This window comes from Pedobacter aquatilis (genome assembly GCF_030409415.1).
Taxonomy (GTDB): Bacteria; Bacteroidota; Bacteroidia; order Sphingobacteriales; family Sphingobacteriaceae; genus Pedobacter; species Pedobacter aquatilis.
This window is the reverse complement of the sequence record NZ_JAUFPW010000012.1, coordinates 350,069-373,101: the sequence shown is the minus strand read 5'-3', so window position 1 is coordinate 373,101 and position 23,033 is coordinate 350,069. Positions and strand designations below refer to the sequence as shown.

At 42.0% G+C, this 23,033-nt stretch carries 23 protein-coding genes and 1 pseudogene; 14 read left to right on the top strand and 10 right to left on the bottom strand.

Features of this window, described 5'->3' with window-relative positions; translation table 11 throughout:
• Nucleotides 1-173 precede the first annotated feature (173 nt).
• Nucleotides 174-1,403: a cation:proton antiporter gene (locus tag QWY86_RS05630; RefSeq protein ID WP_290239637.1), complete on the top strand. Its 1,230-nt coding sequence runs from the start codon at nt 174-176 to the stop codon at nt 1,401-1,403.
• Between the two features lie 451 nt (nt 1,404-1,854).
• On the opposite strand, the gene QWY86_RS05625 is transcribed toward QWY86_RS05630, so the two are convergent.
• Both QWY86_RS05625 and QWY86_RS05620 read right to left on the bottom strand, forming a co-directional pair.
• Nucleotides 1,855-2,127 (bottom strand): helix-turn-helix domain-containing protein, encoded by a 273-nt coding sequence (locus QWY86_RS05625; RefSeq protein WP_290239635.1) that lies wholly within the window; start codon nt 2,125-2,127, stop codon nt 1,855-1,857.
• Between the two features lie 240 nt (nt 2,128-2,367).
• On the bottom strand, nt 2,368-3,261 hold the full coding sequence (locus QWY86_RS05620; protein ID WP_290239633.1) for a LytTR family DNA-binding domain-containing protein: 894 nt from the start codon (nt 3,259-3,261) through the stop codon (nt 2,368-2,370).
• 303 nt (nt 3,262-3,564) lie between these two features.
• Between QWY86_RS05620 and QWY86_RS05615 the strand changes: the two genes are divergently transcribed.
• The 3 genes from QWY86_RS05615 (at nt 3,565) to QWY86_RS05605 (ending at nt 5,416) form a co-directional block, all read left to right on the top strand.
• Nucleotides 3,565-3,969 carry a hypothetical protein gene (locus tag QWY86_RS05615; protein WP_290239631.1) on the top strand — a complete coding sequence of 135 codons (405 nt, stop codon included), beginning with the start codon at nt 3,565-3,567 and terminating at the stop codon, nt 3,967-3,969.
• Nucleotides 3,970-4,058: 89 nt separating this feature from the next.
• Nucleotides 4,059-4,634 carry a Crp/Fnr family transcriptional regulator gene (locus QWY86_RS05610; RefSeq protein WP_290239628.1) on the top strand — a complete coding sequence of 192 codons (576 nt, stop codon included), beginning with the start codon at nt 4,059-4,061 and terminating at the stop codon, nt 4,632-4,634.
• Nucleotides 4,635-5,095: 461 nt separating this feature from the next.
• A complete protein-coding gene (locus QWY86_RS05605) occupies nt 5,096-5,416 on the top strand; it encodes a hypothetical protein (protein ID WP_290239626.1) in 321 nt (106 codons plus the stop codon).
• 203 nt (nt 5,417-5,619) lie between these two features.
• Here the strand turns inward: QWY86_RS05605 and QWY86_RS05600 are convergent, their stop codons facing one another.
• On the bottom strand, nt 5,620-5,913 hold the full coding sequence (locus QWY86_RS05600) for a putative quinol monooxygenase (RefSeq protein ID WP_290239624.1): 294 nt from the start codon (nt 5,911-5,913) through the stop codon (nt 5,620-5,622).
• A gap of 266 nt (nt 5,914-6,179) precedes the next feature.
• On the opposite strand from QWY86_RS05600, the pseudogene QWY86_RS05595 reads away from it, so the two are divergent.
• The 3 genes and pseudogenes from QWY86_RS05595 (at nt 6,180) to QWY86_RS20100 (ending at nt 8,124) form a co-directional block, all read left to right on the top strand.
• Nucleotides 6,180-7,203: pseudogene (locus QWY86_RS05595) on the top strand (NADP-dependent oxidoreductase).
• A 12-nt stretch (nt 7,204-7,215) separates the two neighbouring features.
• The gene (locus QWY86_RS05590; protein WP_353958899.1) at nt 7,216-7,815 is read left to right on the top strand and encodes a hypothetical protein; all 600 of its coding nucleotides are present in this window, start codon (nt 7,216-7,218) and stop codon (nt 7,813-7,815) included.
• Nucleotides 7,816-7,857: 42 nt separating this feature from the next.
• The gene (locus tag QWY86_RS20100; RefSeq protein WP_353958898.1) at nt 7,858-8,124 is read left to right on the top strand and encodes a helix-turn-helix domain-containing protein; all 267 of its coding nucleotides are present in this window, start codon (nt 7,858-7,860) and stop codon (nt 8,122-8,124) included.
• Between the two features lie 147 nt (nt 8,125-8,271).
• On the opposite strand, the gene QWY86_RS05585 is transcribed toward QWY86_RS20100, so the two are convergent.
• The 4 genes from QWY86_RS05585 to QWY86_RS05570 all read right to left on the bottom strand — a co-directional run bounded on the left by QWY86_RS05585 (nt 8,272) and on the right by QWY86_RS05570 (nt 11,604).
• Nucleotides 8,272-9,132, bottom strand: a complete 861-nt coding sequence (locus QWY86_RS05585) for an SDR family oxidoreductase (protein ID WP_290239621.1) — start codon at nt 9,130-9,132, stop codon at nt 8,272-8,274.
• A 77-nt stretch (nt 9,133-9,209) separates the two neighbouring features.
• A complete protein-coding gene (locus QWY86_RS05580; protein ID WP_290239620.1) occupies nt 9,210-9,779 on the bottom strand; it encodes a Crp/Fnr family transcriptional regulator in 570 nt (189 codons plus the stop codon).
• Between the two features lie 79 nt (nt 9,780-9,858).
• Nucleotides 9,859-10,686: an NAD-dependent epimerase/dehydratase family protein gene (locus QWY86_RS05575; protein ID WP_290239618.1), complete on the bottom strand. Its 828-nt coding sequence runs from the start codon at nt 10,684-10,686 to the stop codon at nt 9,859-9,861.
• A gap of 63 nt (nt 10,687-10,749) precedes the next feature.
• Nucleotides 10,750-11,604 carry an AraC family transcriptional regulator gene (locus QWY86_RS05570; protein WP_290239616.1) on the bottom strand — a complete coding sequence of 285 codons (855 nt, stop codon included), beginning with the start codon at nt 11,602-11,604 and terminating at the stop codon, nt 10,750-10,752.
• 388 nt (nt 11,605-11,992) lie between these two features.
• On the opposite strand from QWY86_RS05570, the gene QWY86_RS05565 reads away from it, so the two are divergent.
• The 3 genes from QWY86_RS05565 to QWY86_RS05555 all read left to right on the top strand — a co-directional run bounded on the left by QWY86_RS05565 (nt 11,993) and on the right by QWY86_RS05555 (nt 13,696).
• Complete coding sequence (locus tag QWY86_RS05565; RefSeq protein ID WP_290239615.1) at nt 11,993-12,556, top strand: Crp/Fnr family transcriptional regulator; 564 nt, start codon at nt 11,993-11,995, stop codon at nt 12,554-12,556.
• Nucleotides 12,557-12,699: 143 nt separating this feature from the next.
• On the top strand, nt 12,700-13,194 hold the full coding sequence (locus QWY86_RS05560) for a MauE/DoxX family redox-associated membrane protein (RefSeq protein ID WP_290239613.1): 495 nt from the start codon (nt 12,700-12,702) through the stop codon (nt 13,192-13,194).
• Between the two features lie 133 nt (nt 13,195-13,327).
• On the top strand, nt 13,328-13,696 hold the full coding sequence (locus QWY86_RS05555) for a hypothetical protein (RefSeq protein WP_290239611.1): 369 nt from the start codon (nt 13,328-13,330) through the stop codon (nt 13,694-13,696).
• Nucleotides 13,697-13,740: 44 nt separating this feature from the next.
• Here QWY86_RS05555 and QWY86_RS05550 read toward each other — a convergent pair whose 3' ends face one another.
• Genes QWY86_RS05550 through QWY86_RS05540 form a run of 3 tightly spaced genes read right to left on the bottom strand, consistent with a single transcriptional unit; the run spans nt 13,741 to nt 19,006 of the window.
• Complete coding sequence (locus QWY86_RS05550; RefSeq protein ID WP_290239608.1) at nt 13,741-15,105, bottom strand: RagB/SusD family nutrient uptake outer membrane protein; 1,365 nt, start codon at nt 15,103-15,105, stop codon at nt 13,741-13,743.
• A gap of 15 nt (nt 15,106-15,120) precedes the next feature.
• Nucleotides 15,121-18,369 (bottom strand): SusC/RagA family TonB-linked outer membrane protein, encoded by a 3,249-nt coding sequence (locus QWY86_RS05545; protein WP_290239607.1) that lies wholly within the window; start codon nt 18,367-18,369, stop codon nt 15,121-15,123.
• Complete coding sequence (locus tag QWY86_RS05540) at nt 18,359-19,006, bottom strand: TlpA disulfide reductase family protein (protein WP_290239605.1); 648 nt, start codon at nt 19,004-19,006, stop codon at nt 18,359-18,361. The genes QWY86_RS05545 and QWY86_RS05540 overlap by 11 nt, the downstream gene beginning before the upstream one ends.
• A gap of 931 nt (nt 19,007-19,937) precedes the next feature.
• Here QWY86_RS05540 and QWY86_RS05535 point away from each other — a divergent pair.
• From QWY86_RS05535 to QWY86_RS20090, 4 genes are all read left to right on the top strand, one after another.
• A complete protein-coding gene (locus QWY86_RS05535; protein ID WP_290239603.1) occupies nt 19,938-20,168 on the top strand; it encodes a helix-turn-helix transcriptional regulator in 231 nt (76 codons plus the stop codon).
• Between the two features lie 538 nt (nt 20,169-20,706).
• Nucleotides 20,707-21,648 carry a hypothetical protein gene (locus tag QWY86_RS05530; RefSeq protein ID WP_290239600.1) on the top strand — a complete coding sequence of 314 codons (942 nt, stop codon included), beginning with the start codon at nt 20,707-20,709 and terminating at the stop codon, nt 21,646-21,648.
• Between the two features lie 118 nt (nt 21,649-21,766).
• On the top strand, nt 21,767-22,216 hold the full coding sequence (locus tag QWY86_RS20095) for an ApeA N-terminal domain 1-containing protein (RefSeq protein ID WP_353958897.1): 450 nt from the start codon (nt 21,767-21,769) through the stop codon (nt 22,214-22,216).
• Nucleotides 22,217-22,378: 162 nt separating this feature from the next.
• Nucleotides 22,379-23,029, top strand: coding sequence for a HEPN domain-containing protein (locus tag QWY86_RS20090; protein WP_353958896.1), 651 nt, complete (start codon nt 22,379-22,381; stop codon nt 23,027-23,029).
• Nucleotides 23,030-23,033 lie beyond the last annotated feature (4 nt).

Below are 23,033 nucleotides of genomic sequence, written 5' to 3'. Positions count from 1 at the left end.
GCACAGCAAAAACCGCAAGTAATTATTGAAAGCGCTATAGCGACACGGAAATACAGCTACTTCTATGCAACATCAAGCTACATAAATCCAAAGCAAAATGCAAAGGGGTAAGCGTATTTGCAAATATGCCACCAAGTCAGAAGTTTTTGTAACTTCAACTAAAATCATAAACGATGAGCCAATACATACTACTAATGTTAATCGCGGGATTTGCCAGTATTGGGATGGCTTTTATTCCGTCTATGGCAAAGAAAATTGGCATATCATATTCTATTGTTTATGTCGGTGTCGGCGTATTGATTTACCTTTTGTGGCCAGAAGCGCTGCCCTCTCCTTTACCGCAAAAAGACAATAGCCTGGTGGTTCACCTCACAGAGCTGATTGTCATCATTTCACTAATGGGCACAGGCATCAAAATTGATAGGAGTTTCTCTTTTAGTAAATGGTCTACGCCATTGAGACTGATTCTTATCGCGATGCCCTTGGCTATAGTAATTTCTGCCTTGCTAGGTATTGTTGTTTTGGGACTGAGCCTTTCGGCCGCTTTGCTGCTCGCTGCAGTTCTTTCGCCTACAGACCCTGTCCTTGCCGCAGATGTACAGGTTGGCCCACCTAATGAGCACGGTAAATCTGAACCCCGTTTTGCACTAACCTCGGAGGCAGGACTAAATGATGGACTGGCATTTCCCTTTACCTGGCTGTCCATTGTGGTGGCATCCCAAGGCATTACTTCATCTTCGATATGGCACTGGGGCTGGTTTTACCTGATTTATAAGGTTATTGGGGGACTGGTTATAGGCTGGTTATGTGGCAAACTAGTAGGATACCTGGTGTTCTCCATTTCGGAAAAATATCGTTTATTAAAAGCTTCAGATGGTTTCCTTGCAATTTCCCTTACTCTTTTTACCTATGCTGTTACTGAATCAGCTCAGGCATATGGATTTATCGCTGTATTTGTTGCGGGTCTGACCTTAAGGCATTATGAGAAAGGCCATGATTACCACCAGCAATTACATTCTTTTACAGACCAGATGGAACGCATGCTTCTTGCGGTTTTGCTGATTTTCTTTGGCGGGGCTTTGGTGGGCGGCATTCTTACCCCCCTAACCATTAGAATGGCACTTGTATCATTTGGATTTGTGGTGTTGGTTAGACCAATTGCATCCTACCTGGCACTCTTGGGAACTTCAACCCCGTTAAAGGAAAAGCTTGCCATCAGTTTTTTCGGTATCCGGGGAATGGGATCGATATATTATCTGGCCTTCGCTTTCGGGGAAGTAGAATTCGAGCAGCAGGATGCCCTTTGGGCTATTGTAGCTTTTACTATTTTAATTTCGGTCGTTCTGCATGGTCTCACGGCTACACCTGTAATGGATAGGCTTAGAAGCAAAAAAGATAGATGAAAGCTAGATAGTGATTTAAAAGGTGACTAGCTGAGCCTTCATGCCTGGGGGTTAACTAAATTACGGATGTGGAAATCCGATGTCTCTTTCAATCAAAGAGAGGCAAATTATTATCCTGAAAGTATAAATATGCGGAATCTAGCATGGTTAGTATGTAGACCGGGGTAGAGTGCACATGCCTTGGTCATGCGGGAAGCACATACACTTTAGCTTACTAATGTGGTAACAGCAAATCAATCTTTTGTTTTGTTTACCCCTTTTTCATCCCGAAAAACCCTCTGCAAAGCACCCACTTACCTATTGGTTCCTTTATCTGGTATTGCCCGATGCTGTGTTTTCGAAAGTGAGTTTTAGCGATAGAGAACGGCTGTCTTGTTCGCCTGAAATGGTCTGCGACCAATCTTTCTTCCTATTTTCAGTCATGAATAAGATGGGTTTCGCTACCACCTTATCATATCCGGCCCTTTCTTTTACTCTCTTCGAGGGCTTCTACAAGCTGATGTCTGTAAAACCTGTCCCCCCCTGGCATCTTTAGCGGCCGGAGCGTACCGTCTTTTACTTTACGTTTATAGGTGCTCTCACTTATCCCGAGGTAATCTTTTACCTCCTGCCTGGTCATAGGCTCTTCATCGCTGTCCTTAGGGAACATTGTTGAAAGTTGCTGTTCACTCAAGATTAAATAAATTTTATGAAGGAGTTCTAGTAGTCTGTCGAACTTAGTCATATGCAATAATTTAAGTGGAGAAAATCCATTAAAAAACAGCGTTACGCTTTAGAGCATTAAGGTCCCGGATATGGGAGTACTGCATTAACGGAATGAATTATACCAGGAAAGGCATGATCGACTCACGAATTTAATTATCTGCTTCAAAAAAAACAAGATAAAAGTGTTAATTTGACTATGATGAACTTCTAAACAGGTATTTTATGTGCTAGACAGCACATAATGAACTAAAGAAACGAGCTAGGCTTGCATTCGGGCTTCGAATGCAGCCTTAAAGTCCCGAAATCGTTCCCTGCTTACAATTTTGGAAACCTCGGGATTAATCTCTTCTTTTAATATTAAAAGCCCCTCTTTTTTATCTCTTCTGTAACTTTCTATCACATCGAGTGAAAAAATTATTCCCCTGTTGGTTTGGTAGAATCGCTTGGGATCCAGCACTTCCACTAAATCCTGAGCGCGGTAATCGATATTAAATACAGCATTGTTTTTCAGGTAGACATAGCCAGAGCGTGATTCGCATTTAATGCAAGCAATTTCATCCAAACTAATGCGCCTGGATTTATTGCCGAGCTTACCAATAATGCCATCCAAGGTGGCGGTGTTGGAAGTTTCATTTTCTTTTTGTTCAGGCGTGAGTTCAAAAGCAGGTTGCCCACTTAGCTTAAAGTGTTTCCAGCTTAGCAGTCCGGGCGCCATTGCTTTAATCCAGTATATAAAATTCAATGTACCGAGCATCCATTTTATCTTTGGGAATTCCACAAGCATATATCCGCTTTTTTCAAAATCGGCATCCAGCATATGGTAGAGGCCTTTGGCCAAAAGCAAATCCAGGTATAGTGCGAAAAAGAACCCAAAGCCAAGCTGAAGCATTAGCCTGATAACAGGTTTTTTATTCCAATCCCAGCGCTTGTCAAGGTAGAGGGATAAATAGTGAATATATTTGAGCACCAACATGGCGATAATAAAACTAAAGATCAAAGAGTAATAGAAGTTTTTTTGCTGAATTACCACCAATGCGGGTTTGTGCTGTCCTTCAATTATAAGGTAAATCGAGGCCAAAAAGGCCAGAAGAAATCGCACATATACTGAAAAATATCTCTCGTGCGCAGGAATGTTTAGGTAATTTTTTTCCATAAGCAGGTAGATTGCTAACTCAAATTAGGAATATTTTCTAAAAATCCCAAGAATACTAGTGTGCTTGTTAAATAAACACATTTATGTTACGTAATGAAATGCATGCCCTTACAAAAATACCGTCTAAAAACTACGGCCTAAAAACTGCCTTGAAGACTGCTCAAATCAATTGATGGTCCCCTTAGCGCGCAAAGTGGTCTACTGGGACGCATTGAGTGGCCCCAGCTATTTTAATTTGGAATTATCGGTTTTAGTTTTGGCTAAGCCTGCCAAACCTCAGGCATTCATTTAACCTAATTTATCATGCAAAAAGTCCCATTTACCCCAGCGGGTGTAAGTGATTTGCTGACGCAAATCTATGCCCTTCCCGACCCACAGTTGCAGCAGGAAGCTGCAGCCTGTGCAGCAAATTTCCGTTCATGGATAGAAAACAATTTCCTCCTTGATGTTTCCCAACTTGCCTTTCTGGAGAACATTGATGACCAGTTTATCGCAGCTGCAGCATCCGAAGTTCAGTATTTTATTTTGGGCAGGCTACCCATCTCGCTAATAAAAGCTGAAGAACATTCGAATTCGCCCGATAACCAGGGCGATGATAGAGGAAAGCTCATCGACCTCGGCAAAAGCAAGCAAAGCAGATTCGATAGTGAGGCGGGTTTTAGTGAAATCCAAAGCCTCATTTTTACTATCAGCTACTACAAGAATTAAAGCTTAATTCAAATCCTGCCGGCAGGTCATGATCGACAAACCAGGAAACCGGCAGGATTTTAATATCCCATCTTGATAGCACAATGGATATGAGCCCCTCATTTGAAAACTTTATAAAATACCTCACCCAATTTCATGATGTCTCTGACCAGCTCTCTGATTACTTGCAGGCGAGCATAAAAGAAACGGTGTATCCAAAAAACCATACTATCCTCCAGGCCGGGAAATATCCCAATGAGCTAAACTACATCGTAAGTGGATGTGCAAGGGCTTATCGTTATGATGAAGTAACCGCCGAGGAACTCACGATATGGTTTTTTAACAGCACCCAGCTTATCCTGCCCTTAGGCAGACCAGATGCACTATCAAAATGGTTTGTGAAGATGGAAAAGAAAACAACGGTTATCAGCATATCTTATATTCATCTAAAATATCTGCATGTGCTCTTCCCGGAATATCATTTTATCAACATGGGATATCTCGAGCTGATGATTAGCCACCTGAGTGACCAGTTAGACATCGTTCAGCATGAAAGATATGCTGGGCGTTACCTGCAAACCATGCGGGATAATCCTGAAATATTTCAATCTGGAAGGTTAAGGGATATCGCCTCATTTCTGGGAATGTCTGAAAGTACGTTAAAACACCTAAGGTATACTAGGTAGTAAAATACAGGGTAATTACCTCTTATTATCGAATCAGTTCGTTTTAGCTGCGTTATCTAATGTTTTTAAAAACCAATCATTGGGCACCAATCGTCCTTGCAAGTGTTAGTGAGATGACAAAAAATACTACAGCAGTATTTGTCAGTTCACTTAAATTCGTATCTGAGCTTTAGACTTTTTTCTATAACTACTCTCCACACACAGATTCATTCCCAGGTTGACCTATTTGCGTTTTGAAAATCAAACTGAAAACCTAGCCTAGTTCTTATCTTGAAAATTCAATAATTTATTTAACCTCGTTGCCACAATTTGAATTTTTGCAAGTTAGCTGTGTAGCAATGAGTAATTCTTGAGTATTTTTGTGCTCCCCAATTAGAATTGATTTATCCCTACCGATCCTAGTTATTGCCGTCATCTCTCCAAAACCTGCTGCATTAAAGTTGCATCGTATATTGGCATAATTGAGGATTGTATCAGCCTTTGGGAAAAAACCACTCAGTACTCAAATCAAATATTTTCCGAAGAGCATAGAATTATTAGGTTACAGGCCATTTGAAATTGATGAGTCAACATTTCGTGGTCGGCTAAACTGCAAGACAAACTGGGAAAATGGCAAAAACAAACCTTTAATAGGTTATTACCCAAGAATAATTTCTTTATCGGGATATAATCCATTTAAGACTGCTCAAGATAAGTTTGGCGATAGGGTGTGTGCCTATAGATGTACAAATGAGATGAGTGCTAAGAAGTTTTGGAAACCTTATTGGAGTTGGGAAATATGACCTGCTTGCCCTCGAAGCAAAGAGGGGTGTTCCGAGAGACGAAACACTTCTCAAAATATTCCAGATTGTTAAATAACAAATGAAAGGAAGGATGCCGATAGAATCATAATTTAGAACAATTGCAGCAAATAGCCTACACAAATTTAGGTTCTGATTCCCGCCGGATTAACGAAAGTAACCAGAACCTAATGTATTTAGTTCAATCATTTAACCACCAGCAGGTCAACCTTTTCGATTACAGGTGGTCCAGTTAGCAGTTCATCCGCGTTAGCCATCAAGGCTTTAGCAATCTCGCCGGCTAAGTGGGCATCACGACCAGCTTCATCGTCAAAGGTATCGAATATGCCAAAGGTAGATGGCCCTAGCTGCAGTCCGTACCACCGAATGGTACCTGGTTCTGCTTCGGCCAATGGCAAAGCGCTTTTGATAAAGTCAGCAACTTGTTGCTCTTTACCAGGTTTGGCCTCTAAACGGGCCAACAATGCTAATTTTTCCATTTTAGTTGTTTTTAAGTAAGAATTTCGGCGGCAAACTTACCGTCAACACTATTGCCACACGAATAGTGCCACGATAAATTTGACAAATCGCTAGAGATATAAACTGTAATTAACTGATAACGATATTATTGTTTAACGAATGAAATTCTGAATTGGAATTGTAAGCCAGCTAACAAAATAGGTAATATAGCTATAGAGCAAAAATCTAGAAGCGGAAACAATTTTTCAATCAGCAATTCGGCTAAGAAAAAGCGTATTTTAGCTAAATGCCGATAGCAATCATTATTGACCTTTGTTTTATAAAACAAATTAAACAATTAAACACTATGAAAGCAGTAAGGATCAATCGATATGGTGGACCTGAGGTCATGAAAGTCGAAGATGTCGCACGTCCGGTTCCGGGGTCTGACGAAATTTTGGTAGAAGTGTATGCGAGTGGCGTAAACCCTGTCGATGGGGCCATTAGAAGTGGTGAAAATGTAACGCTGCGCTCCTTCCTTAGCCTTCCCATGACCTTAGGATGGGATGCGGCAGGTATTGTAGTGGAAACAGGTAATGAGGTAACTTCATTCAAGGCGGGGGATCAAGTTTACGGCGTTCCTAATTTCCCCGGGGATGGTAGTTACGCAGAATATTGTGTCGGGAAGGCAAAACAATTTGCCTTAAAGCCTCAAAGCCTCGACTTTACACAGGCAGCCAGTTTGCCCTTAGCAGCCCTGACCGGTTGGACAGGTCTGTTTGCCCATGGCGATGTGAAATCGGGTCAGCGGGTTTTTATCCAGGGCGCTTCAGGTAGTGTGGGCGGCTTTGCTATTCAATTTGCAAAAGCCAAAGGAGCATATATTATCGGCATGGCTTCTACGGATAATGTGGAATACGTAAAACAACTGGGCGCTGATGAGGTTATTGATTATAAAACTCAAAATTTTGAAGAGTTACTTCACGATATGGATGTAGTGCTAGAAGCTTCACCAACCCGTAACAACAGCGAGCGCATGAAAGCGATTGGCGTTTTAAAAAATGGCGGAATCTTCGTCAGTGTAAATACAGACTTTGCATTCAATGATAAATTGATGGAAGCAGCGGAGGCCAAAAAGGTTAAAGCAATGTTATCAGCAAACCAACCTAAGGGAACAGGAATGGCTTACAGAAATAGCTGAACTCATTGATGCTGGTAAAGTACAGTTTTTAATCAATAAAGTATTTCCGTTTGAAGAGGCTGCTGAAGCGCACCGCCAGATCACTTCATGGCATGTACGCGGTAAAGTGGTTTTGGATATTAAGAAATAAGCATTCATCCCTATGAGGCATTTTAAAACGATAGCAGAGTTTCACCATTTTTTAGGCATGCCTGCGCCGATGCATCCACTCATCAGCGTGGTGGATGTCGCGAGCGTACCAACTCGCGATGTCTCAGAACCCATGAATATGGCAATGGACTTCTATTCCATTTCCGTAAAGCGGATGATTAACTTTAAAGTGCAGTACGGACAGCGTTCTTTCGACTTTAACGATGGCATCATGTCATTTATATCACCCAACCAGGTGCTGAACATTGAGGTGGACGACAAAGGTAAAAAGGCAGAAAAATCTGGATGGGCCATCTACATCCATCCCGATTTTATTTGGAATACAGCGCTAGCGAAAACGATCAGGCAGTATGACTTTTGGGACTATGCATTAAACGAAGCATTGTTCCTTTCCGAAAAAGAAGAGGCAATGATCGATAGCATCGTTCAAAGTATTTTTGCAGAATACGAGGCCAATATAGACCGGTTCAGCAAACGCATTATTGTTTCCCACATTGAAGCCCTGCTCAATTATGCCGACCGTTATTACCATCGGCAGTTCATTACCCGCGAAAAGTCAAACCATCAAGCACTGGTACGGATAGAAACCTAACTGAGGGAATACTTCAACAGCGACGACTTGTTATCAAAGGGCTTGCCCACTGTAGCATATCTGGCAGATGCAATGAACCTTTCGCCAAAATATTTAAGCAGCTTACTCAAGGTACTCACTGGGCAAAATACGCAGCAGCATATCCACGAAAAGCTGATCGAAAAGGCCAAGGAAAAATTGTCATCAACAGATCTATCAGTTAGCGAGATCGCTTACGGGTTGGGCTTTGAGCATTTGCCGTCGTTCAGTAAATTGTTGAAGGCTAAAACCAGCCTGTCACCATTGGAGTTTAGAGCATCTTTTAATTGAAATGGTGGATACTTTAATTATCTGTAATATCTCAGGACCTAATAGCTAAAAACTTCAATACTATAAACGCGGGCATAACCGAATACAATAGTAGCTAAAAAGAACGGCGGTAGCCTCATCACTGCCGTTCTCAAAATTCGCTTCGGCTTACAATAACTCACCCATACCAAAAACGCTCAAGCCTTTGGCAAACTCTTCAGCTACAGCTTTATTAGCGGCTTCAATGTATTGGCCTGTTATCGGGTCAACTACTGTTCGTAATGGACGCTTGCCTGCAGGGGTACCAATTAATTTTACAATTGCATCGGCGACATCCTGTGGGTCTGGGTTTTTGGCCTGCATCTCTGCAGTCAAGGCCGCCACCATTTTACCAGGTATATCGGCAATTGAGCTATAGCCCTCAAATACATGCTGATCAGATGCGGGATTGTTCTTTTGCTGCATTTCGGTAGGGAAAGCGCCAGGCTCTATGATAGCCACGTCAATACCTAAACGTTTCACCTCATAATGCAGGCCCTCGCTGATTCCTTCCAGCGCAAACTTGGAGGCTGCATAAATGGTTGCAAATGGGAATGATACGCATCCGAAACCACTGGTCACGTTAATAATTAACCCATCAGCTTGTTTGCGCATAGCAGGCAACACTAGTTTAATCATTCGCCAGGGAGCATAAACGTTGATATCAAAAGTGGTATGCACATCGGCCGTGGTAAAGCTCTCGGCCACCCCAGTCATGCTGTAACCAGCGTTATTCACCAGCACATCAATAGTTCCCTCTTTTTCTAAAATGGTTTCAATAGCTTGCCTTACGCTCTCATCATCAGTTAGGGTAACGTCCAAAACAGTTACGTTCCCTAAAGCAGCGAGTGCTGCCGCTTTATCCGCATTACGGCCCTTGGTATCTCGCATTGTTGCATATACCTGATGCCCTAAGGCCGCCACGCTCTGTGCAGTAAGCCAGCCAAAACCACTATTTGTTCCGGTTATTAATACGATTTTCTTGCTCATCTTCTTTTTGTTTAAATGAATAAGCAAATGTTGAAAATCGTAACAACAAAACATTTACCATTTGGTAAAAAGCAGAGTTATCGGATATGACGGCGTATTCGGCTAAGCGATTGCTGGGTGATGCCAAGATAGGAGGCCACATGTGAAAGCGGAATACGGTTTGTAAGATTAGGAAAGCCCTCAATAAAAGACAGGTAGCGTGTAGTGGCATCTTCTGAAACCAGCGGACTTCGCCGCTCCATAGCAAGTGTCAGGCACTTTTTTACCATATTCGCCTTCATCATTTCCCATCCAACTATGGTGGCGGAAATATCATCCCAATTTTTTTTGGTAAACACAAGCACCTTGCAGTCAGTAACAGCCTGTACATACTCGGATGCGACAATTTGCGATTCAAATTTTTCATTATCAACCACAAAATTGCCTTCTTCTACAAAATAGTTGGTTACTTCCTCTCCTTTGTTATTATAATAACAGAAGCGGAAAACGCCATGAAGCACAAATGCTACGTACCGGGGAACCTTTCCCGCTTCAGAGAGGTAATCATCTTTCTTGAGTTCCAGCATTTCAGCCTTGCTCAGCAAAAACTCAATCTGCTGTTTATTCAAATCACCAAACTGCAGGATAAGATTTATCATCGCTTCCATAATGCAAAGATAGGACACATCATAAAAACAATCATTTACCATATGGTAAAAAAATAGACTAGCCGCATCGAGTAAATGTTTAGACCAGGTTTTCCTGCAGCGCCTGATAAACAGTTCGAATGGAGGGTAGAAAGCCTAAACTGCGGGCCAGCGAAGTATCGGCATGCAGATACCAGGGATTGACCAGTGGTTCTGCGGATGGGCTCATGTTTTCACCAACAAGATGCAATAACTCGTAAAGTGTTGTTGGCGCCTCATCTGCTATATTGACCACACGGCCATCCATCACTCCTTGCAAAGCCATCATAATCGCCGTGTATATATCGCGATGGTGGATGGTGCTCATACGCATCGCCGGATGAAATTTAGCTGCAAGCACATGTTTAGGAAGTTCTTCTAAGTGTCCATCACCATCCCCATAAACAAACGGAAAGCGAAGAACCGACCATTTCAGTCCGCTTTCACCTAACTGCTTTTCCGCAGCAACTTTGCTGGCAGGATAGGCGTGCTGCGGGTTAAGTGCATCTTCTTCCTGACCGGGATGAGGACTGCTGATATCGTAAACATGGCTAGTACTTGCAAAGATGAACCGGGCATCCGGGGCACTGCGTTTTACCGCTTCAATGAGGTTACGCGTACCCTCCAGATTCGTTTTCCAGATTAGTTCCATATCCGGTGAACGGAATACGGCTGCCAGGTGAATGATGGCCACCGCACCTTTTACTGCCTTTTCCAGCGACATAGGGTCGAACAAGTCTCCGTCAATAGCGGTTACGTTAGCCGCGACCTCTTTTCCACGTACCAGTGCGACACACTCATACCCTGCTTTGGCAAGGCGGGGCAAAAGCCTTGAACCCACCAAACCGGTAGCACCTGTTATCAATATTTTACCAAATTGTCTGTCCATAATCAAATTATTTTAGGCAAAAGTGGGATTAATATAGTCCTCAGGCCCGGACAAAAACCGCTTTTAAAGGGACAAATCCTGATAAAAGCCGGCTACGGTTTTACCGGTTACTTTTTTGAACAGGCGCGAGAAATAGCCCGGGTCATTGAAGCCAAGCTCAAATGCCAGTTCCTTCACAGATGTTTTTTGATTGTGATAAATTCTACGCCTTGCCTCAACTATCAACCGGTCTGTAATGAATTCCTTTGGTGAAAGGCCAGAATGCTGTTTTACAATCCTATACAAAGAATCTGTGCTCAAGGCCAGCTTTTCGGCAATCTCAGTTATGGCCGGTTGTTGAGTAAGATTATCTTCCACAAATAGCTTAAAGCCTAAAAACTTATCGATATTTCCTGCTGTGTGCTTTTTATTCATAAGAAAATAAGCAGCGTTTATTTCTGTAAGCAAGCTGTTAAGATATGCCAGAAGCAGTTCCGAATCAGTATCGGCGCTACGCAGCAAGTCATTTAAGATCTTAAATGTAGCACGAAGCCTAAGCGAAGCACTGGGCGAAAAACTTATTCGCTGCTGGTTCAGGGGTTTGAGCAGGAATGGAAACTTTCCTGGCAATCGTGAAAGACACTCCTCATCAAAACCAAGTTTGTAATAGTCTGCGCTATGGCGGGCGGTAGAGAGTTGCCTGATCTGGTGAGGCAACGCAAGAAAAAGCTCATCTTTGCCAATCTCAAAAGTTTCCCCATCGATAAACTCCTGACTGCTGCCATCTAGCACAAAAAGAAGGAAATAATAAGGCAATCGGTAGGCAGAACCGTACTGAGCGGCAGATCCTAGAGATACATGCCCGAACTCGGGAGAAACGATACGTATAGAAAGCCCTTTATTTTGACTTAGGTTTTCGGGAAAAGTGTGAATGCCCATATCTTCTAAAGATTAACATTAGAGCGAAGTTAACAAATCCTAACTATTCTCTCTTAAGCTGATTGTTAGATAATGGAAAATACCGAACGATAGGCAGTAAGCTTTTGTCTCACGGACTATACGAGTTAGCATAATTTAAGGATTTCGGGCAATCCATAGCAGACCGGAAAAGTCCTTTTTTGATATTTTAGAGTAAAAAGAAATTTCGATATTTTTTTCTTTTGGTTTACGGTTCTCCCAGTAAGACCCATCAAAAAATTTAATTTCAAGAAGAATGGTCAAACCTGCACTTTTTTTGTCCCAATCGACAACATTTGATCTAATTATGACCAGATCTGATGTTTGCTTAAAGCTTATCTTAATTTCTTAAAATAATAGTTAAGAAAATATGCAAAGGCTCACTTATAAATTACAAAGCCTTCGGACTGCTGAAAAGCGGCTGGTCGATTTGTTGCTTGATATGTTTGTGCCAGTAGTATTCCATAAAGGCGCTATTTTGGTTACGCCAATTTATTCTACACCTATACTCTATTTTATGGAGGAGGGACTGGTCAGAGGTTACTTCGATTCAGATGGAGAGCAGCAAACCTCATGGATTATGGAAAGCGGGTTCTTGTTACCCACAAAGGGAATTTTTTCCTCTAACCCTAGCATTGAATACATTAGCTTTTTGAAAGATAGTCATTGTTATGCGTTAAATTTAGCCAGCCTAGAAGAACTTGCGATAAAAGAGCCAAGGCTTTACCGGATGCTTTTAGAAATATATGAAGAGGGTTTGCAGGATGGAAAAGAAAGAGAGCTGCTGTTAAGAATTAAAAACGCAGGAGAGCGGTTTCTTTATTTCAAAAGCAAGCATCCCAGACTCATCTACATTCCCATTCACGACATCCTAGCCTCGATACTAAACGTCGAATCGAAATACCTTTACAGGATTAAAAAAATATACCGTTAAAAACCTAAAGTATCTTTTCCTACTAAAGTGTACCGCAAAAAGGCAACAAGTATCCTTCTCCCAAAAGAGTAAAGATTACCAAAGCCGGGTAGTCTCCGGCATTTTCATTCGTCCGAACTTTAATCTGTATTCAGATAATCGTTATGGAAATTTTGAAAAATATTAATAAAAGCCCAGCTGGTTCAACACCAAAAAGCAACCACTCCCCGTCCTATTATATTCATTCAGCTGGACTATTTTTGCTTATTCTGCTTTGGTCATATGCGGTATTTATTAAGCTTGAAGACTGGCCGCTATATACCAGACAGATGCAAGAGCAACCTTTCTCGCCTGCAATTAAAAGTACGCTAATCTTCGCCATACCAATATTAGAGGGAATCGCTGCATTGCTGCTGATCCTCAAATTTCGGCTTTTAGGCTTATGGATTTCCATGCTGTTATTACTAGGATTTACGGTATACGTTGTTTTAGTTTTAGCCCGCTTTTTCCCTTCAGTTCCCTGTAGCTGTGGGGGAATGATTTCCCGGATGGGCTGGAAGAGTCATCTATGGTTCAACCTTGTTTTCATTTTTTTAATTGTTCATAGTTTTTGGTTTGAGGTAAAAAAGAAAGGGGGAAGCCTGGCAGAAAAAAGATAAGCAATGCCCGGCAGATAAACCCGGGAATGAAATATGTGCTTTGCCGTTTATCCAGCGGAGGCAGAGGCGCAACCTTAAATTTTAACGAAACTTTTTCATCTGCTTTTTCAAAAGCAATAAAGCAGAATACATTATGTTAAAAAAAATAAATTTAGGCCTTGTAGCCCTTGTTTTAGGGTTCGGTCTTGTATTTACACAAAGTGCTTTTAAATCAGCAAAATCTAGCAGGGACCAGTTTACTTTCCGCTATACCGGTCCAGCAGAAATGACTGAATTTCAGGTGGAGGACGTGGCGAACTGGACTTATGATGCGGATAACCTTTCTTGTCCTGCAGGACTTGATGAGGCTTGTTCAATTTTAATTGATGATAGTCATGTCGATAACCCAGGAACTGATCCAACGCTAAACAGCAGTGCATCAATTGATGCTGCGCCAGGTTTAGGAGCTAAATACAGGGTAAATTCCGTTGCTGACGGCACCCCTCAAAATAAAGCTGAATAATAATTCATTAAGCCGCAGAAGTGACTATTCTGCGGCTTAATTTATTAGTTCTGCGGCATGCCGGTTTGCTCAATCACTCCATATGGCAACGGCAATGCGTAATACCGGGCATCTGGTAATAACCTGTACACTTCACCATCAACATTTCTGGTTGGAATAATATTCTCCCCTTCCCTATTGTACCTTTTAATATCTATCCACCTCATTCCTCGCATTAGTAGCTCTTTTCTGCGCTCTAACCTCACCTTTGCTAAAACCTCAGCTTTAGAGGTACCACTTAAAGGAATAAAAGCTTTTGATTTATCCCAGCGTTTGGCAAGAAGCAAATTCACATCCTTTAGCGCTTCATCTAAAGCACCAAGATGAGCATTTGATTCCGAGCGGATGAGATACAGCTCATCTGTTGCAAGGCCACTGAAATAGATAGAATTGCTTGAGGCATAACTACCTTTAAATTGCTGGTAGCCGCCAATGTTATTGAAGAAAGCTGTTCTACGGAGGTCTCCCGGCTGATAGCTTGCCACTAGCGCTGTATCTATTCTTGAGCGTGTAGTGGTATGAACTAAATTACCAACGCTCATCTCCGTATAGAAAATAGTCTCGGAATTAAACTTTTTGAATGGTACAGCGGAGCTCAAACCGCTTATTGATGGGTCGCCATTATAATCCATTAGGTAACTGTTTAGTTTTAGTGCCGCTGTTGCCCAGTCCCCTGCCTGTTCATACCTGCCCATATATAGGTATGCCCTTGCTAAAAGCCCATAAGCCGCACCTTTTGAAGGGCGCAGCGCGTGCTGGGGATAGGTTGGCAATAGATCAATGCTCTGCATTGCATCAGAAATTACCTGCGTATAAGATTCCTTAACGCTGGAGCGTACCGAGGGGACGTTAAAATCAGAATTTAGCCTTAACACCACACCTAAATCACTTGCTGCGGTCGATTCATTATATACCTTAGCATAATCGGTAGAAAGGCATAACAAATAAAAAGCCCTATAGAAGAGTGCAGACCCCTTTACATTATCCCAGGCTGCAGCGTTACTACTATTCCTTTCTATCCCTCCAATTAAATCCAAGCAAAGATTAGCGTTGTAAATGGCATGGTAGGCAATATCCCAGTCGTTACCAAACCTAATTTCCACCGGCAGCCACCGGTATAAATTTTTGTAAGGTATGGAATATGAGGTATAGGATGCGGGAAGCAGAAAATAATCATCTGCTGAACCCTCCCCTAAAGATGGCGTCGTCCAAATATTCATCTGTTCATGGTCATCGAGTATCCCCTGCAAATCCCTTAAGGTTTGTGGGGTAACTAGTCTCGAATCGGATTTCTTATCCAGATACTTTTCGCAGGAAGCGAAAAGCATCATTAGCGAGAGATAAGCGAGCAATAAAAGATTTCTTTTCATAATATTTATTTTAAATTAAAAACCTGTTCTAATGCCTATAAGCACTGACTTTAAGGGCGGAATAGCACTCATATATTCCGGATCGATTCCAAGCTTGTTTGCCCGCCAGATGATGCCTACATTTTGCAGACCTGCGTAGCATTCTACTGATTTGAACAGGCCCGCAGAGCCTTTTAGCTGGAACCTGTAATTCAGGTTGAGGTAATCCAGTCTTATGTGGTCGGCTTTTATCACATTAGCTTCGGAAAGTTGATAAAATCCGTCACTTTGCGAATTGGCCGGATACCTGAATGCTGGAACACTTGTAATTAACTCATCACCCGGTTTTTGCCAGCGCAGCGCGTAATCACTATGCCCTCTCCCGTTATCGATAAGCTGGGAAGAAGTAAAGCTTTCTTTCATCGCATAATACCCTAGCCTGTAGGAAAAGTTGAAAGAAAGAGACAACTGCTGAAATCGAAGCGTATTAATTAGAGAGCCGTAAAAGAGTGGGACTGAAGAACCCTTATAAACCAGATTATCTCCCGTGGTTCGCGATTCAGTAACAATAGCAGCGTAATCCGTGCTTTTTTCGCCTTTCAGGTAGCCAATGGGACTGCCTTGATTATCCAGTCCTGCATATTTGTAGGCAACCATAGAATATAGCGGTTTGCCTTCCACAGGCGCGATAGTGTTACTCCCGCCTAAGAATCCTGCAACCCCAATACCTGAACGGTCATAATATTTCAGGGTTCGTGAATCATTATAGTTGAAATAAAGGTCACTGCTCCAGCTAAATAAATTCCCGCGACGGTTAATTGAATGCAAATCAAGCTCTACCCCCCGGCCGCTCATGTCCGCAACGTTTCGCACCAGTGTAGCCGCTCCTCCCCATGTGGTAGGGTCGTATAATGCTGCCCCATAGAGATCAGTCCCTCTTTTTCTGAAAAAAGAAAGGGTACCGGAAAGCCTGTTATCTGGAATCGAAAACTCAGCACTCAAGTTCAGCTGCGAGAGTTGTTCCCAGCGCAATGATGGGTTATTGATAGAGGTGATGCGGGTGTAAGGCAGCCCGGTGAGTGAAGCTGTTGCTGTTGTGCCAACAGAAAGCGCTGTTTTGGTCATATCCACATTCCCACTGTACCCATAGGTAGCTTTAAACTTCAGCCTGGGCATCCAGGCAATTTTGTAAAACGGTTCATCTGATAGGGACCATCCCAGCCCCGCTGACCATAGTGGCTTAAACTTATCATTGGTGGAGGCGCCAAATATGTTAGACCCGTCTACCCTTGCGCTGCCCGATAAGGTATACTTACCCTTAAAGGTATAGGCTGCGTTGGCATAACTGCTTAAAAAACGGTAGGTTTTGGAAGTTGGCAAGCCTGACGAAGAAAGCCTGGAATTGCTACCTGTCAATATATTTCTATAAAGGTTCACCGGATCGATATCGACTGAGGTGAGCGGATCTTCCTTGTAGCCAAACCTTCTAAGACTAAAGCTATTTGAAGATACCTCGCGGATTTCAGCACCAGCAAATGCATTAATCCGGTGATCGCCAAAAGCTTTATCGCCACTTAGCTGCCCCCGAATTGTATAACTCGACTGTATGCTTTCGGTAAGGTAGCTGATGCCGCCCCTCGGTATTGGGTAGGTTACTACGCCGGTTGCACGGTTGTATTGACTATAACTATTGATCTGGTTTCGTGATGCGTAACTGTTTTCATCGGTTAATGCATCGGAAGAGCTACGCTGGCGCTGATATTGATAGCTAAGTGAGGCATTTAAGAAATCCAGCACGCGGTAATTCAAGCCTGCATTAGCAAAAAGTTCCCTGGCGTCAATTGTCGTCCTTTGATGTTCATACTCCTGCGCTGGATAATATTTCCAGTCTAGCAGCCGTGAATTGGCAAGCGTATCTGTATAGGCCCATCGGTAGTTCATTGCCACTGGCAAGGCTTCGCCTTGCGCGTCCCTGAAAGAGAGATAAGGCAATACGCGTCCGCCAACCAAAATGGAGTTAAATGCCGGCCGGCCAGAAAGGGCTTTGCTGCTCGTTAAGTAAATCTTTGAAGAAAAACTAAGTTTAGAAGATACTTTTACTTCCTGCGAAAAGTTAAGGTTTAATTTTTTGGAACTGGCATAAGTTTCTCCAAGAACATCCTCAAAAGCGCCACCAATTAGATAGGAATAACGCTCCGCGCCACCCTTAATATTCACATTGTATTGCTGAATAAGACCCCTGGTGTAAAATTCATTTAAGTATGCAGACTTACTATCATTTAGTTTTAAAGCATCCAGTGCTGCCTCTGTTTCCGCGCTCCCGGCTAGCCCACGACGCTGTTTTAATAAAAGCTCCACCGCTGGGCTTAAGGCTAAATAAGGAGTTGAGGAAATCCGGTTATTAAAATAGCCACCGTTGAACATAACCCGCTCACTCTCGATATAATCCGCAGCGCTCATTTCTTTGTAGGCGTTTAGATTAGGGAGTGATTTCACCATTGCGCTTGCTGATGCATCAATACTAAAAGTCTGATTAAATTTTCCTTTCTTACTGGTCAATACGATAACGCCATTTCCTGCCCTTGCTCCCCAGATAGAAGCGGCGGATGCATCTTTTAAAATCGACACCTGCTCGATATCATTAGGATTCAGGTTAGCAATATTGCCTTCATAAATAAAACCATCTAGCACAATCAGCGGGTCTAGCGGACCGTTGATGGTACCCAAACCACGCACGCTTAAGCCTGTTTTGTTCATTACATTGCCTGTGCTTTTGCCCACATTCATCACTAAGCCTGAACTCTGACCTAAAAGGCGATCCAGGATATTTGAGCCGCCCCTAACATTTAACTGCGCGGAGGAAATAACCGCAATGCTTCCGTTGATTTCATTCGCTTTACTCACTTGGTATCCTGTACTTACAACAACACTATCGAGCTCCATAGCACTTGATTTCATGTTGACTAAAAATTCTTCCCGGCCAGTTAAAATCGCAAACTGCTGTTTCTCATACCCTAAAGCCTGAACAGTTAAGGTATCGGGAAGCTGGCGAATGTTCATCGAGAAATCTCCATTTTCATTAGATTGTGAGCGTCCATTATGAAGCGTTGATATGGTCGCTCTAACATTGAGATCAGAAAAGCGGATTTTACCCTTGACAGTTAACACGTGAGTTTGTTGCGCTGAGCTGCCTAAAGCTGAAAGCAAAATCAAGAGTAATGCTAAAGCTATAAGTAAAACGTTCCATTTCCTTGCATGTACATCTATATTTCTTTTATTCATCATCGTTTACTTCCTCCATATTTAATTCTGCGCCGGACAAGAATTTGTTAATGTTTTGATCGGTTAATTTTTCGTGACTAGTGATGGCCTTAATGTTTCCATCGGCTCCTATCCAGACGTACTGCGGAACAGTTTTTAGGCTAAAAGGAATTTGCAGGGTGTCATTGCGAAGGACAATGGGTGTTGAAAACTCCGGATGCCTGGTCAAAAAATCCCTGATAAACTGCTTCTCTTTTGTAAAGCCTATCTTGCTCGAACTTGCGTTCATCATCAATACCTGTAGCTGCGGCTTTCTTGCACTATGGATGCTATCGAGCAAAGGCATATTTTTAAGGCAGACTGAACACCATGAGGCCCAGAAGTCGATAATAATTGCTTTGCCTTTATAATCCTGTAAGGAAATTAATTTTTCTGTTTCCGCGGAAACAGAAACTAATGAAGCGTTCCAAAGTTCGTCTGGTATCTGCTGACCTACATTTAACCGAGTGGAGACAACTTTTTGTTGTTGTTGTTGTTGTGCTAAGCTACTGCTTGCAGTTAACAGTAAAGTCAGTAGTATCGTTAAGAACATGCAGATAAGAAAACTCTTCACTATAAGGCATAGTAATGCCCTTACGACATTTATCGTTAATTTTTTCATTTCAAAAAGCTGGTTTAGTTGGTTTAAAGAATAAGGTGATAATATATCCGGGCAGGTGCATTATAATAAGAACCTATTTTTCATTTAACCTGTATGCTAGGCCTGCCCGGATATATTATCACTCTGGATTTTTCGGCTTCAATGCGTAAAGCCTGTCAAATAGATAAAAGTGTATCAGGCACATACGGATTGGGATTATGGTAATTAATTATTGAAAGTATAAGGCAATAACCAGCCCTCCCACATAAAAAATATGCGGATACGGTAAACCATATTTGTTATTCGGAAAAAGATACTTACCTTGGGATTGCGAAAAACCATTGTACTGCACCTTTGCCTAAACAGCAATAAAGGGCTGGTACCAAGCTAAATTAACCCGCCGGGACTTTGTGTGCTTTCTTCACACTAGCCTGTGCTATTTTAGGCTATATCTTTACTTGGAATTCTGGCTCATATTACGATGGAGAACAAATAACGTTCTTTAATAGTAGTTGTAGGGAATAATTACGAATCATTTCCTTGAGGTGAATCGTTTTGATGGCGCTTAATTTTTTCGTTTTCATAAACGGTTAATTTTTATGTAAACGATGTGGACTCAATAAAAGAGAAGAAAAGCCGAATCAGTGAAAAACCAATAGGGCGGACTTCAAAGCTTTTGATAGTGGTACCGTCAAGAACCGCTCAAATCGAAATCTGAGTTTCGCAAAAGACTAACATGAAGCCCGCCCTATTGAATATAAGATATCGCGAAGATAACAAAACTCAATAGTAATGGCGAACTCACGTTCAGCTCATGCGAAAGTTTGACGGTTTTCTATCATGAGTGACATCGTAAAAAGCAGGATATACCCTACTCTATTTGTCGCTATAATTAACTAATAACAAATATAATAAAGTTGATTAAAAAAAGCAACTTTTTATCTAATTATTTATGATTAATAGAATTGGTGAGGTTTTGAAAGAAAAAAATGCAGGGAATAAAGATTTAGTCAAATTCTTAGAGGTTAGAAAGTCTACTGTGTCAAGATGGGTAAATAACAAACAGCAACCACCACTTGGAACTCTAAATAAAATAGCTGAATTTTTGAGAGTCGACATTAGAAGTCTTCTGAATCCAAGTGATTGGAGCAAAAGTAACATTAAAGAATTTACTAAAGATTAAGATACTGAGCGCCAATATTATTTAGATAAGATTTTATAAATAAATAGCGAACCGCTAAGTACTATGGCATATCATTATAAATGATTAGATTCTCATAACTTGTGGTTTATATGTGAAATTAAGTTACCTAATTTCACATACTAAGATATGGGTTCAAGTCCCATCGGGATCACAAAATCAATGTCAAAAACGCTAAAAACCTGCAAATCAAACATTTGCAGGTTTTTGTTTTTTACGGAAATTCCATTCTATGTGGAGATAACAATGTATTTGACCCCTTCTCGCCAATTTAAAAATATGCAGACAATCAAAAACTTACAACAAATCCACTGTTGGTAAGACGGGGTCAATCTACTCCGGTTTATCCAGTTGAGGCACCATCAAGTAAAAAAATAAAAGAAAGAAAATCACTGTAATCCACTCGGCAAAAGCAATCGAGGCTGTTTCGGGCAAAGCACAGTTAGAACTTCACTGATAAAAACCAAGTTCGTAGCTATATGACCCAAATGCCTATCTTTAAAGCTGAAAATTAATTATCATGAAAGCGCTCTGGAACATCTTCGTTAAAAACCTTTCAAACATCATGAGTTTGATCGGGATCATCCTGTCCATCTACTTTGGGGTTTACTACGTCCCCGCGTGGTTGGAAGATGCAGAAAAACAGAAATTTTACAATGCCCAGGCGAACCTGGAGCAATCGATCAAAGAACTGATCTTCAGCGATTCCATCTGCACCTACCCAGAGATACAGTCGCTGGTCAAATCAAAGGAAATCATTCTCAATAAAAGCTATCCCCTCACCGATGAGCAGATCATGATCAAGGTGGAGGCATCTTTCATGGACGATAAATTTTTACCGCTAGAAAAAAGAAGGCAACTGATCGCCGAATCCCAGCTGATCAGAAAGACCATCCCACCGAATTTACATAAAGTAGAAGAAAAGAAAAGTTCCGTTCCCCTGCTAGGCTGGTTATCGGCGATCTTTACCCTGGCTGCAACAGGCGCTGCCGTTTACGGCTATTACCTCAGATACCTCAAGGAAAAGGAAACCCAGGAAGAAATCAGCAATCAGGTCAGCCAGGTCGAGGCTGAATTTATTGGCCAACGCAACGGGTATACTTTTGAAAGCGAAATCGTTAAGGCCCTGCAAAACTATCCCGGTATTGAAATGGTCTGGCAAAATGATCCAAGGGGCTGGGGCTTTGACATCGAATTCACTTACAAGCAAAGAACCATATACGTAGAGGTCAAATACCTCACCAGTAGCAAGGTCGGTCTGTCTTCGATACAAAAGTTCTTCCACAAACAAAAAGGACAACAGGGTGAATTCTGGTTCGTACACAACAATGAACTGACAAAGATGTCTCAGCATAGGTTCGAGGAACTTAACGAACTTTCCGGTTCATCAAGACCCTGTAAGCTCATCCAGGTGGGTTCTGCGGCAGATTTCACTGAAAAACTAAAGGCATTATTAAATTAAACGTTCCTCGGTCCTCATTACAGGGCAGTTAGTGACTTGAAGTAGATATTTTCCCGCTAGCCAGGATGTTCCGTTAAGATTTTAAATGCATTAAAATGAATACCTTATCTCTCAAAACATGAATGAAAAGCGAGAAATAAAGGGAATATGGTTTCTCCCAAGTTCACCAGAGATTGAAGTTGGCGGAATTCTGACCTATGAGCCCGGAAAGGTGATCAAGCTGGAATTGATCGGCGATTTGATGCAGTGCACCGATTTCACTGCATATTTTGATGGCCGCAAGCATGAAGTAATTTACGGGATCACAAGTACCGGTAAAAAAATCTCCCTTCATGAATGTTACGGCTCCAGTACCGTTACGACATATGCCGTGCCGCTAACGAGTTATAGCGCGAGTGCTTTCATAGAGGGCAAGCATCAGCAGAATCCCCTGGAGGCTGTTTTCGATCAGATCGAGGTAGACTTCCCACAACTTGAGCGCTGGCTTGGAAAAGATGCCTACAAGATGGAGCACGTTATGGTAAAACCAAAATTTTACCACACAACGATTGAATATAACCCGGACTAGTCTTTCAGCAGAAAGTACCCGATTGAGGATGATTTCGCACTGGAGCTTAACCTTCAGGCACTTGCCTGGCGTAGCAACGGAGTTTGTACCATCACAAACCTGTCCACGGCTAGCATTTCCACCAAGGATCAACTGCTTTCGATATGGGATCTGTTGCGAAGAATGGAAGTGTTCAGGAGTTTCATTTCTCTGGGGTTATTGCAGGCAGTTCCCTATGACTTTATAAAGGTCAGGGAAAAATCGAGCGGAGAATTTATCAACTATGTATTTTTGGAACGCGGAGCGCGGTATGAGATAAAAAACAAGGCTTTTTTATATAACTTTGGCAGATTTGAGGCCAACCTGGGTAATGTCCTTAAATCCTGGTATGACACCAACGGAGACATGTTCCCAATACGTGTACATCTAATGGAAGCCATTTTGGACAGGCCTAATTTTCGAAGCACCGATTTTATGATCCTGGCCTTTGCAATCGAAGGATTTTACCACCGCTTTTTAAAAAACAACGGGGCTAAAACCGGCAACCTGATCGCTGCCATTTCCAATGTTCAGCGGATATTCAAGGATCTTTCGTTCATTTCTAGGATCAAGGTAGATGCCCAGGAAGTAAATGATTCGAGAAATTATTATGCCCATCTCTATCAAAAAGATTCCGGCAAAAAGATCCTGAGCGGGATAGCGCTCCTAAAGATGAGCGAAAAAATAAAAGTCTTGCTGATTTTGTCCATGTTAAAGCAAATGGGACTGGAAAACCCGGAAATTGAAATACATGTCGCCAATTCAGATCTATTGAAAACGGTAAATTCATTTTAAGACC